Origin of the sequence: Proteus sp. G2626 (genome assembly GCF_009915985.1) — a bacterium.
Classification (GTDB): domain Bacteria; phylum Pseudomonadota; class Gammaproteobacteria; order Enterobacterales; family Enterobacteriaceae; genus Proteus; species Proteus vulgaris.
The window spans coordinates 441,230-454,178 of record NZ_JAABNH010000027.1; the positions used below are offsets into that span (position 1 = coordinate 441,230).

The window sequence follows — 12,949 nt, forward strand, 5'->3', positions numbered from 1 at the left end:
CATTTTTAAAGATAAATAAAATTTTATACTTTTCAGTGTTATAAAAAAACCTTTAATAAACATTATATTATCGATTAACCATACGATTTTCTCTTAAAACACATAAGGTAAACAAATGATTTATCAAAAATAATAATTTGTAGATATTTTTTCTAATTGTGCTCTGTTTTCATCATAAGAGAATTTAATTTCCCCCTTAATTTGATGATGTGAAATAGATTTTTTACTTCCTAAGCGCAAAAATATTAGCGGTAATGATTTACCTTTATCCGCTAACTCGCTTACCGACATAACATCTATAGAATTAATATAATATTTAACTTTATTTAATTCTTTCTTTGATTCATTATATAAATTATCTAACTTATTTTTGATCTCATTTAAATTAAGATTTTTATTCACTCTCACTTCATCTAAAAGTATTTGAACCCTTGTTTTAACCCCATTATAGATCTCCTTACTTCTTGGATCTAATTGATATTTAGAAATAAAATAAGGTTTGAATTTTTCATTCATATTATCTTTTTCTTGTGAAGACAGTGTTTCTTTTCTCTCTTTTAAGTCTGATAGAAATTGTTTTAATTTAGCATTTTCATTAGTTAAGTATGTTGATTGATTTATTAAATTATCTTTTGGGTTTAATTTTTTACTTTGTAACAAGCCATCCAGTTTATTACTTTGTTTTTTATTTGCTGATAAAGATAAATAGATATTATCAAGTTTATTAATACTACTAGAAACATCGTACTCATTAGGATAAATATCAAACAACTTATTTAGCTTGAGTGTTCTCTTATATATTCCTTTTAAATCTTTCCTTTTTTCTTCAAATTCTTTCTTCTTTTTATTATACTCACTATCATAAACAGGTATTCTAAATAAGGAATTAATCTTTTTTTGTAGCATTGTCTCAAAATTTTTAACCGTTGCTAAAGGATACCATTGAATATGATTTGTAGAACTTGTTGTTGATGGCGTAATTTTTAGGTCTCGATAAAATTCAAAATAAAATTCAAAAAAGTCAAGATTAACCTTTTTTTCTGAGCTCTTAGACTCTATCTCGCCATAAGAGATGAGTTTATTGATATTTAAATCTAGCTTCATCAAATTTAACGCAAAATTAGTACCAATAGCATTTCTTGGTATAATGACTTTTGTATCTGGATTAAGGTTAGTTTCAATATTTAAATTGATTTCACTTCTTATCTCACTTCCTAATGAGAATGCCATTTTTTTATTGGTTTCTAGTATTGAATTATATTGAAGTTCATTTTCAGAGAGATCTAATCCTTTATTAATAAACTCACTTACATTTTTTAACTCAATCGTAAATGAAAAACTCGAGTGTTTTTTATAGTTTATATCAAGAAGTACACTTGCCATTACAGGAGTAACCAGTCCATAATCAATCGCTCCATCCTGCCATTGCTTATTATAACTAGTGATCCCTGCCGATAACCCCCCCGAAACATTGGCATTAGCTTTATTAATAAATGAGAATGTGACTTTATCTTTCTCATTTTTTGATAATATAAGTGAATGATTTTTAGCGTAATTCGCTAATATAAAAGCATTTACTCCCATATTGCCTGATAAATTAAATACATTAATGCCAAAAAATGCACGAATATCATTATCATGGCTAATTGTAATACTTTCACTCTTTTTTAACTCTTTAACTAAAGAGTAAATTACTTCACCTTGTTTTATACCATTATTAATTCCTTTAATAACTCTATTTATCACTTCATAATCTTTATGGATATTTTTCTTTATACTATATAATGCTATATTTTTACTCTTATTAGGTAGACTTGATGAATTAGTTAAACCTTTAATATTAGAAAATATCCCTCGAAATCCAGGATCAATACTTTTCGCTATATTCTTCACCATTGCGTCATATTTTTTTAATGCATATTGTTGTTTTGCTTTATCAATATGGATCCTTGCATTATCAATAAATGATGAAATAAAAGGAATATGTCGGCTACTAAAATTACCTATTGTTTGAGTCGAAAAAGGTTGTCCTGAATGATAGTTTTTATAATTATTTTCGCCTATCATCGAATAAAAAGATAAAGGTGGTTCTTGTTTTAAACGAGTCACTTCGTACTGATAATCTTTAATAGCAAAAATGTTCAAAGGATCAAGATAATATATCTTTATTTTATTACCTTTATCTACCACAAGTTGGACTTGATTTAATATTGGTTTTATTGCTAATATTTTATCTGTTTTTTTTAATGGAAGCCTAATTTTATGTTTTTTAACGAAGGCTTCACTATCAACCTCATCCCCCTTAGATAATAAGGTAGCAGGTAATCCAGTTGTAACAAGTTGATTATCTTTAACTTCTATTGTTATATTTAGTCCTTCTCTATTTAATTTTAAAATATTATTCTCTTTGATTTCTATAATATTATTGATACTTGATAAATCATGTTTTAAATTACTTTCGACTACATATCTCTCATATTCTATAATGAAATTATTATCAATTTCACTTAATGAATCATCTTTTAAATTATAATCTTTTTCTATCTTACTAAATTTAATTTTATAAAGTTCACTGTTAATTTTATCTTTATTTTCTATTTGGTTTTCACTTCTTCTATTTCCAATTAAATAGCCTTGTGAATCGACATAAAGCTCTTTAAACCTCATATCTTCACCCGTTTTTGATTCAATATTAAACACATTATATTTAAATCCATTTTTTATGTGTTTTTGATATAACCCTGTAAATAAATCATATGTTTTTCCTTTAATTAACATTAATGAGCCATCATCTGTAAGCGTAATCCCCATATTGTTAAGCAGTGGCATATTTGTCGAACCTAAATACACATAATTGTTTGCATTATTTAGACTGAAATTTTTCTCTTTTTTTTGTATCTTGAGTTCTTTATTATATACTTTATTATTGTTATTTATTCCTACTATATTAGTATTAGTCTCTTTTTTCTGACTATATAAATCATCCATAGGGTGAAGCGTACTATTAATTACTTTTGTTATACTCATTATTGTATACCTCATTTTATCAAAAGAATGAGATAATCATCGATAAGATAAACTTCAAGGGATATCTATTTATAGTCAGATTTTTATTACCTTATATAAATAATAAAAAAAATGTTGTTTTTTGAAAGTCCAGACAAAAAAATAGGCGATAAACTAAATTTTATCGCCTATTATATAAAACGAAAGTGGATATTAATTATCTTTAATATCCACTATTCATATCAACTACACCAAAAGGAGCCTCTCCTTTTTCAATTCGTTGAATATTTTCAACAATAGTATCCATTGCAATATTTGGAATTGTGAAAGCAGCAATATGTGGTGTAATAGAAATTCTGGGGTGAGTCCAGAATGGGTGCATACCCGCTAAAGGCTCCTGAGCAAAAACATCAAGAGTCGCATCTGCAATGTATCCTTGATCTATCGCTTCTAATAAATCTTGATCAACTAAATGAGCACCACGAGCAAGATTAATTAAATAAGAAGAAGGTTTAAGCTGTTCAAAAAGAGAAAAATTCAAAATACCATGAGTTTCTGGTGTGTAAGGCAATAAATTAATCAGTAAATGACACTCTTTGAGAAAATCGCTGAGTTGATCTTTACCATAAAAACTCTCAACATTATTGAATTCTTTTTGACTTCGACTCCAACAACGAACATTAAAACCTAATTCTGCCAGTTTAGTTGCAACGCTACCCCCTAAAGCTCCAGCACCTAAAACACCAATCACAAAATTATCATAAGAGTGAGAAGGCAGTTGCTTCCATAAGCGTTGTGATTGTTGACGTTTATAATCATCCATACGACGAAAGTAATACATCACCTTGGCAATCGCATATTCTTGCATCTGTAGTCCCATTCCGGTGTCTTCCAAACGCATAACAGGAACACCTGCAGGTAATGTGCCAGGCTTTTGTTGTTCTTGTTTTAAAATAGCATCAACGCCTGCCCCTAATGCAAAAATACCTTTAAGATGATTGCGACTTGCGAGCATTTCATAAGGAGGAAGCCAAACCATAGCATAATCAGCAGGTTGATTATCGCCGGGTTCCCAGATGCGTATATTGGCATTCGGCAAACGTGCTTTCATACCATTGATCCATGTCTCTGCGTCAAAAAAAGGATGATAATAAATAATCTTCATTGTGCCTTCCTCCAGCATTTTTATCATAGGGTGCGAGGGTTACGTTCTGATTTCAAGTCTCTTTGAATAAGTTGTTAATAAAAATGTTGAGAATGTTAACCCGCTAACGAAAATCTGAATTCTTTTTTCAAAACGCTAACCTATACTTACTTTGGTTTACTGCCTAATTTGCCTAGCATTTGTGCATATTGTTTTTTATTTGGCTGCTTGAGACAAAAGTTAAAAGAAAAATGCATTTAGCTGTTGACGCTTATGCTCCTTTTCCCTATAGTAGCGCCCCGTTGAGAGATGTTAAGTTCATATCCAACAACAATATGGTGAGATGTCCGAGAGGCTGAAGGAGCACGCCTGGAAAGTGTGTATACGGCAACGTATCGAGGGTTCGAATCCCTCTCTCACCGCCATATTATAAGATAGAGCCTAGTTTTCACCTAGGCTCTATTTTTTTATAGAAAAAATCAGATATTCGATCTGATTCTTTTTTTATCCCTTCCTAGGGTCACTCATTTAAATTTATTTTTCTATGATATATTTTTAGTCTACAGTCTATCATTTATTTTTACTTAATCGTTTTATTTAGTAATTTCTTATATGTTAACAATCTTTAATTATTAATTTTTAATTGTCGATAATCATTTATGTGGTTGCTATTTAACTTGATCGTATTTTTATGACAAAAAAAGACTTTTATTACCTCCCTATAAATGACATTTATTCTAAAATAAAACGCTTTTTATAATTTTAAAATAAATTTAAACTTTATTTTCATACAGGCAACAGAATAAATACAATAAGATACATTGTATTATCTCTTTACGTTAACTTATTAGTTTAATTGATTTAATTTTTACTAAGCTTTAAGATATACATTAATAATTTGATGTATCACATTATTATCAGCGAATAAAAGCGATATCCTCTCTTTTCCTTATCGCCGTTATTCGGCATCTGACTTCTTATTTTGGTTTAAGCCTAAATGAAAACTCATAAAGTTAACCGGGTTCGCCCCTTTAGTGCATTTATTGATGCATGTGTAAAAGAGCCTTACTCTTTTGCGCGTTTATTAAAAGATATTATTGCAGGGATCACCGTCGGAATTATCGCGATACCATTAGCCATGGCTTTGGCTATTGGTAGCGGTGTTCCTCCGCAATACGGTCTTTATACCGCAGCTATTGCCGGTATAGTCATTGCTGTTTCTGGTGGCTCTCGCTACAGCGTTTCAGGCCCTACTGCCGCTTTTGTTGTGATCCTTTACCCTGTATCACAACAATTTGGATTAAGTGGCTTACTAATTGCGACGCTTATGTCTGGCGTTATCTTAGTCTTTATGGGATTAGCTCGCTTTGGTAAGCTCATCGAGTATATTCCTGTTTCTGTCACTCTAGGATTTACCTCTGGGATTGCTATCACCATCGCGACCATGCAAATAAAAGACTTTTTTGGTCTTGAAATGACACATGTACCAGAAACCTATATCGATAAAATTATTGCCTTAGGCTCAGCATTACCTACTATCCATCTTGGTGATACACTTATCGGCTTAACAACGCTGTTTGTTTTAATCTACTGGCCAAAATTAAATTTACGCTTACCAGGGCACTTGCCCGCGTTAATAGCAGGTACTGCTGTAATGGGTATTGTGAATATGTTTGGCCATGAAGTTGCAACAATTGGCTCACAATTTAGTTATCTACTGCCAGATGGATCGACGGGGCAAGGTATTCCACCTATATTGCCTCAGTTTGTTTTACCTTGGAATTTACCAAGCACTGGAGCATCTCTTGAATTAAATTGGAGTACGGTTTCTGCTTTGTTACCTGCGGCTTTTTCAATGGCAATGTTAGGTGCTATTGAATCGTTACTGTGTGCCGTTGTGCTTGATGGCATGACCGGTAAAAAACACCACTCTAATGGTGAATTACTAGGACAAGGTGTCGGTAATATTGTCGCACCTTTCTTTGGCGGTATAACAGCGACAGCGGCGATTGCACGTTCAGCTGCTAACGTCCGTGCAGGTGCAACATCGCCCGTTTCAGCTATTGTTCACTCATTGTTGGTGTTACTAACTTTACTGGTATTAGCGCCATTTCTTTCATATTTGCCTTTAGCAGCAATGTCAGCTCTATTACTAATTGTTGCATGGAATATGAGTGAAGCACGTAAAGTTATTGATCTTATTCGTCACGCCCCTAAAGACGATATTATTGTCTTAGTGTTATGTTTATCACTTACCGTTCTCTTTGATATGGTCATTGCCATTACTATCGGTATTGTATTGGCTTCACTGCTATTTATGCGTCGTATTGCCAATATGACCAAAATAACAGAATCCCCGTATACCGATGATGATAAACAATTATTAGTTGTACGTGTTAATGGCCCGCTATTCTTTGCCGCTGCTGAGCGTATTTTTAATGAATTACGTGAGCGTAGTAAAGGTTATAAAACTGTTATTATGCAATGGGATGCTGTTCCCGTATTAGATGCTGGAGGTTTACATGCTTTCCAACATTTTGTTACCGATGTCAAACACGATACCCATGTAATTGTGTGTGATATTCCATTCCAACCTTTAAAAACGTTGGCAAGAGCGAGAATGACCCCCATTGAAGGAGAACTTAACTTTTATCCTTCATTACAAAAAGCATTGGATGATTTGGAATTAATTCAGTAACAATGTTCTTTATCTTCCCCAAATAATTCAGCCTTTAACTCACTATTCATAAATGGTTAAAGGCTGAATTCATCTAGTTCTAAATTCAATAAAAAACAATTTCAATAACTCATAATAAAAAATTACTTATTTAAGCGAGTGTTAAATAAAAATGCTTTATTTATTCCACTCCCTTGTACACCCTTTTTTAATAAATCTTGATAAAGCGCATTCATCCCTAGCCAGTGGTTTTCACACCATGCTGGTGCTAATAGAGTCGGTTTTCTAGCACTGGCACAAACACGGTGATAGATAATTTCAGGAGGAGTATGGCGGATCATTTCACCCGCAGTATAGACATATTGTTCTTGTGTCAGTGCATTGATGCGCCCTGCTTTCCACGCTTTTGCTATTGTGCTTCCATCAACAATATGTAAAGGGTGTAATTTAAGTCCATCAGTACCTGTGTCCACAACATGTTCTAAAGTTTGCATATTAAGCTGATGATCTTCACGTGGTAACCCAATAATAAGATGTGTACATACCTTTAAACCACGGCGACGAGCTTCACGCGTTGTCGCTTGATAGCATTGAAAATCATGCCCTCTATTAATTCGTTTTAATGTTTTGTCATGGGCCGTTTGTAATCCAAGCTCTAACCATACTTCATAACCTTGATCACGATAACCTTGCAATAAATCCAACACTCTAATCGGTACACAATCTGGCCGAGTTCCTACACATAATCCAACCATATCGGCTTGTAATAGTGCGGTTTCATATAACGTACGTAGGTATTCTACTTCAGCATAAGTGCTGGTATAAGCTTGAAAATAAGCCAGGTAACGATGTGCTCGGTTAATATTTTTGGCTTGTAACGCAATTTGTTCTTCAATGGAGTGATATTGAGTTTGTTCATCAGCAAAAGAAGAGACATTACAGAAAGTACAGCCACCTCGCCCTAACGTACCATCTCGATTAGGACAGTTGAAACCGCCATGAAGGGTGATTTTATGGATCTTTTCGTGATAACGGCGCTGAAGATCAGCGCCGAACATATTCACTACCGTATGCAGTTGCATAACAATTTTATTTGCTGGTATCTAACTCAGGGAAACTTTTTACTAACTCATCAATCGCTTTAATTTGCGCTAGGAATGGCTCTAATTTTGCCAATGGTAACGCTGATGGGCCATCGCAAAGTGCATTATCAGGCTCTGGATGCGCTTCAAGAAATAAGCCCGCAAGACCAACTGCCATGCCTGCACGCGCTAATTCAGCAACTTGCGCACGACGTCCGCCAGATGCCGCACCAAATGGGTCACGACATTGTAGTGAATGTGTTACATCAAAAATAACGGGTGCACCTTGAGAAGCTTGCATCATGACATGGAAACCCAACATATCAACAACCAAGTTATCATAGCCAAAATTACTACCACGATCACATAAGATAACTTGATCGTTACCGCCTTCTTTAAATTTATCGACGATATTCCCCATTTGACCAGGGCTAACAAACTGAGGTTTTTTTACATTAATCACCGCACCTGTTTTCGCCATCGCTTCAACAAGATCGGTTTGACGCGCTAAAAATGCAGGCAATTGAATAACATCAACCACTTCTGATACCGGTTGAGCTTGTGCCGCTTCATGAACATCCGTAATAATTTTAACGCCGAAAGTCTCTTTTAATTCTTGGAAAATCTTCATTCCCGCTTCTAAACCAGGGCCACGATAAGAGTGGATAGAAGAACGGTTAGCTTTATCAAAAGAGGCTTTGAATACATAAGGAATATTCAGTTTTTGAGTTACAGTGACGTAATGCTCACAAATACGCATGGCTAAATCGCGAGATTCTAATACATTCATGCCACCAAAAAGCACAAATGGCAGGTTGTTTGCTACCTTGATATCACCAATGTTCACCACTTTATGTTGCATATTTATTCCTATACTGTTTGTAATGTACTGTGTTAATCAAGTACGTTGCGTAAACTTTTAATGTAGAACAACTGGATTTTGCTCTATCGAATGAATTTGAATTTTAATCATTTCTGAAATCGGATCTTCAGGACATTGCTCAACAAAATAGTTTAAGTCAGAAATTGCCACATGATGGCACTCTAACTGAGCAAAAATCAGCCCACGATCACGTATTTCATAAGGATCTTCAGGATCAAACAGTAATACCGTTTCACTGGCTTTTAATGCTTGTTCCATATTTTTTTCTTCCATTAAAGATACTTTCAATGTATCCAAAAGCTTGCGAATAATGGAGCTGTATTCTGATTCTTCTAAATCTGCATCTAATAAAACAGAATTATTTCCAACATTCCCTTTTAACCAAACCTCTAGAGTATGCTGTGATAGATATTCACCATTTATTGGATTTAAAAATAACGTTTTTTCATCGGGAATATCTATTCTGATAATAAGTTGTGTAGGAAAAATAACGGGGGCTAACGGCAAGTTTAACGCTTGTGCAATATAAATAAGAATCGAACCTAGTGAAACGGGAGACCCCACATGTGTCGCTAACACTTTATCTAACCATAAAGTGTCAGAAAGGCAATATTTACCACTCGCACCACTAAAGTGCCACTGCTTATAAAACAGTTTGAGTAATGCTTCTATTTGTTCTTTGATACTTCCTTGCCTAGGAATTTCTGCTTCTGCTTGTTCAACAAGCTGTGCGAGTTGATAACCCACAGAAGTGGTCGGAAAATCAGGTCGAATAGCCTGAGAGATAAGGATCATGCCCTTTACTAAAGGGGCTTTATTAAATTCGTAATCAGCTATGGTTTCTATCATAATTCCAACGACCTACTGTCACTCGCTCATTACCGCCATAATCACGGAAAGTTTCCACACAGCAGTACCCCTTATCAGTAAAAATTTTACGTACACCTTCGCCTTGATCCCAGCCGTGTTCTAATAATAGCCAGCCTTTATCAGTTAAAAACTGGTGAGCAGTTTCAATGATAATCTCAATATCAGCAAAACCGTTTTTACCAGCAACTAATGCGGTTAAAGGTTCAAAACGAACATCCCCCTGATGAATATGCTCATCATTCTCATCTATGTAAGGAGGATTACTGATTATCATACCAAATTGATACCCTGAGAGTGAACTAAACCAGCAACTTTCCATAAATTCTGTGTTGTTTAATGCCAAATGAGTCGCATTCTCTTGCGCTAATGCAACCGCTTGGGCTTGAAAGTCCACACCAATAATATGGCAATCAGGGCGCTCAGATGCCATAGCAAGCGCAATAGCACCTGTTCCTGTCCCTAAATCAAGAATATTAGTGGGTTTTGATGGCAATTTTTCCAGTGCTTTTTCAACAAGGCATTCAGTATCAGGACGGGGAATTAATGTTGCAGGTGAGACCTTTAGAGGCAGTGACCAAAACTCTCGTTCACCTACTAAATAAGCAATAGGTTCTCCTTTAACCCGTCGGGCAAGTAATTGCGATAATTGCGCTAACTCGTCTTGTGAAAGTAACGTTTCATTAAAGGCTATTAAATACGTTCGAGCACGTTGTGTTACGTGACCAAGTAGAATTTCAGCATCACGTTTAGGAGTGTCACTTTCCATTAATTGCAAGGCTGCTTGACGCAGCCATTGTTCATAATTCATTAATTTAACTCAGAAAGTGCCGAAAGTTGATCCGCTTGATACTCAGTGACAATAGGTTGAATTAAAGGATCTAATTTTCCTTCCATCACTTCATCTAAACGATAAAATGTGAGGTTGATACGGTGATCTGTTACTCGCCCTTGTGGGAAATTATACGTTCTAATACGGTCAGAACGATCGCCAGAGCCTAATAAATTACGGCGTTCAGACGCTTCCGCCTCTTGACGTTTTTGTATTTCAGCCGCACGAATACGCGCACCTAATACAGACATCGCCTTGGCTTTATTTTTATGCTGTGAACGCTCATCCTGACATTCCACTACAATCCCCGTTGGAATATGTGTGATACGAATTGCGGAATCGGTGGTGTTAACGTGCTGCCCCCCTGCGCCTGACGAACGGAATGTATCAATACGTAAATCACTTGGGCTAATCTCAGGTAATTCAGCTTCTGGCACTTCTGCTAATACGGCAACCGTACAAGCCGAGGTATGAATACGGCCTTGAGATTCTGTTTCTGGTACACGTTGAACACGATGACCACCTGATTCAAATTTTAATACCCCATAAGCGCCATCACCAACCACTTTTGCAATGATTTCTTTATAGCCACCATGCTCACCTTCATTCGCATTCATGACCTCAATGCGCCAACGACGTGATTCTGCATAACGGCTATACATACGGAATAAATCACCCGCAAATAATGCGGCTTCATCACCACCGGTTCCTGCACGTATTTCAAGGAAACAGTTAAATTCATCATCAGGATCTTTAGGCAATAGCAGTAGTTGTAATTGTTGCTCTAAATTATCGTTTAATGCTTGCGCTTCTTTCAATTCTTCTTGCGCCATCTCTTTCATTTCAGGATCATCAAGCATCATTTCTGCTGCCTCGATGTCATCTTGCACTTTTCGCCATTGACTAAAACAAGCCGTGACATCGGTTAATTGAGAGTATTCTTTTGAAAGCGCACGAAAACGCTCCTGAGAGGCAATGACATCGGCTTCTGACAGAAGTGCCTGAATTTCTTCATAACGCTCTTGTAGAGCTTCCAACTTGGCGACAATAGAAGGCTTCATTCGTAGATTAAGATCCTGTTAGACAAAGTTAATTATGGGTAATACCCAAACTTTCACGTAATAGATTCAGGCGTTCAATATCACCATCACTGGCAGCCTGTTGAAGAGATTTCGTTGGTGTGTGAATTAGACGGTTCATCAATTGATGTGAGAGCTGTTGAATGACTTTTTCTGCATCCGCTCCATTTTGTATCAATGTGATGGCTTTTTCTGTCATCTCTGCACGTAGCATTTCAGCACTGTCTCGATACTCTCGAATTGCACCCACAGCACTTTGCGCTCGAAGCCAATCCATAAATTGCCCACTTTCTTGTTGGACAATATGTTCAGCTTGAACAGCAGCCGCTTGGCGTTGTTCTCGGTTATGTTGAATAATCGCGTCTAAATCATCAACACTATAGAGGTAGACGTTATTAAGCTTTTCAACATCTTGTTCTATATCGCGAGGAACCGCAATATCTACCAGCAACATAGGTTGATTACGACGCTTTTTAAGTGCTCTTTCAACCATCCCTTTGCCAATAATAGGCAAAGGGCTAGCAGTAGAACTAATAACAATATCTGCTTGTGCTAAGCATTCATCAATCTCTGATAATGTAATAACATCCGCATCAACTTCGTTAGCTAAACGCTGAGCTCGCTCTTTAGTTCGGTTAGCAATAATGATTTTTTTGACTTGGTGCTCACGAAGATGGCGAGCGACAAGTTCTATCGTTTCACCAGCACCAACCAATAAAATAGTTAAAGAGGATAACGATTCAAAGATTTGACGCGCTAAAGTACACGCTGCAAAAGCAACAGAAACTGCGTTAGCACCAATTTGTGTTTCTGTTCTCACTCTTTTCGCAACTGAAAAAGACTTCTGAAACAAGCGTTCCAGCTCTGAAGAGAGCGAGTCGTAATTTTGAGAATCGGCAAAGGCTTTTTTAACTTGCCCTAAAATTTGAGGTTCACCCAATACGAGAGAATCTAAACCGCTTGCCACTCGCATTAGGTGGCTAACCGCTTGATTATCTTGATGCCAATAAACACTTTGTTTCAGTTCATTAGGCTCTATTTGGTGATATTGACATAACCAGCGTATAAGCTGTTCATGACTATTTTCTTTGTCTTCCATACTAAGATAGAGCTCAGTACGGTTACAAGTAGACAGCACAACACCGCCTCTGACAGCAGGTTGCTGTAAGAGGTTGTTTAAGGCATCACCCATGGTATCGGGAGAAAAAGAAACTTTCTCACGTAAAGCAACGGGGGCTGTTTTATGATTAATACCTAATGCTAATAACGTCATATCAACTATATCGAGTTATGAATAAATACCGCCTCGCGACTTGACTTAGTGTAAACCTAAAACAGCGCATTTAGTATGGACTCTTTATTCCCGACATTCTACTTGA

The 12,949-nt window shown here is 35.8% G+C and carries 9 protein-coding genes and 1 tRNA gene; 2 read left to right on the forward strand and 8 right to left on the reverse strand.

Annotated features, from left to right (window positions below; genetic code table 11):
* Positions 1-123: 123 nt before the first annotated feature.
* Positions 124-3,027, reverse strand: coding sequence for a hypothetical protein (locus GWJ05_RS14530; RefSeq protein ID WP_161681466.1), 2,904 nt, complete (start codon positions 3,025-3,027; stop codon positions 124-126).
* A 202-nt stretch (positions 3,028-3,229) separates the two neighbouring features.
* On the reverse strand, positions 3,230-4,171 hold the full coding sequence (ghrA, locus tag GWJ05_RS14535) for a glyoxylate/hydroxypyruvate reductase GhrA (protein WP_036936589.1): 942 nt from the start codon (positions 4,169-4,171) through the stop codon (positions 3,230-3,232).
* A gap of 316 nt (positions 4,172-4,487) precedes the next feature.
* On the opposite strand from ghrA, the gene GWJ05_RS14540 reads away from it, so the two are divergent.
* Together GWJ05_RS14540 and dauA are read left to right on the forward strand one after the other, a co-directional pair.
* Positions 4,488-4,575: transfer RNA gene (locus GWJ05_RS14540), tRNA-Ser, on the forward strand.
* Positions 4,576-5,147: 572 nt separating this feature from the next.
* On the forward strand, positions 5,148-6,848 hold the full coding sequence (dauA, locus tag GWJ05_RS14545; protein WP_161681467.1) for a C4-dicarboxylic acid transporter DauA: 1,701 nt from the start codon (positions 5,148-5,150) through the stop codon (positions 6,846-6,848).
* A 122-nt stretch (positions 6,849-6,970) separates the two neighbouring features.
* On the opposite strand, the gene GWJ05_RS14550 is transcribed toward dauA, so the two are convergent.
* Genes GWJ05_RS14550 through hemA form a run of 6 tightly spaced genes read right to left on the reverse strand, consistent with a single transcriptional unit; the run spans position 6,971 to position 12,843 of the window.
* Positions 6,971-7,909, reverse strand: coding sequence for a TIGR01212 family radical SAM protein (locus GWJ05_RS14550; RefSeq protein WP_036936584.1), 939 nt, complete (start codon positions 7,907-7,909; stop codon positions 6,971-6,973).
* A 7-nt stretch (positions 7,910-7,916) separates the two neighbouring features.
* Positions 7,917-8,771, reverse strand: coding sequence for a 3-deoxy-8-phosphooctulonate synthase (gene kdsA, locus GWJ05_RS14555; RefSeq protein ID WP_161681468.1), 855 nt, complete (start codon positions 8,769-8,771; stop codon positions 7,917-7,919).
* Between the two features lie 57 nt (positions 8,772-8,828).
* Positions 8,829-9,638 carry an invasion regulator SirB1 gene (sirB1, locus tag GWJ05_RS14560; RefSeq protein ID WP_036938982.1) on the reverse strand — a complete coding sequence of 270 codons (810 nt, stop codon included), beginning with the start codon at positions 9,636-9,638 and terminating at the stop codon, positions 8,829-8,831.
* Positions 9,622-10,470 carry a peptide chain release factor N(5)-glutamine methyltransferase gene (gene prmC, locus GWJ05_RS14565; RefSeq protein ID WP_036936576.1) on the reverse strand — a complete coding sequence of 283 codons (849 nt, stop codon included), beginning with the start codon at positions 10,468-10,470 and terminating at the stop codon, positions 9,622-9,624. Before prmC ends, sirB1 begins: the two co-directional genes overlap by 17 nt.
* Positions 10,470-11,552: a peptide chain release factor 1 gene (prfA, locus tag GWJ05_RS14570; RefSeq protein ID WP_036936573.1), complete on the reverse strand. Its 1,083-nt coding sequence runs from the start codon at positions 11,550-11,552 to the stop codon at positions 10,470-10,472. Before prfA ends, prmC begins: the two co-directional genes overlap by 1 nt.
* 28 nt (positions 11,553-11,580) lie before the next feature.
* Positions 11,581-12,843, reverse strand: a complete 1,263-nt coding sequence (hemA, locus tag GWJ05_RS14575) for a glutamyl-tRNA reductase (protein ID WP_036936570.1) — start codon at positions 12,841-12,843, stop codon at positions 11,581-11,583.
* Positions 12,844-12,949 lie beyond the last annotated feature (106 nt).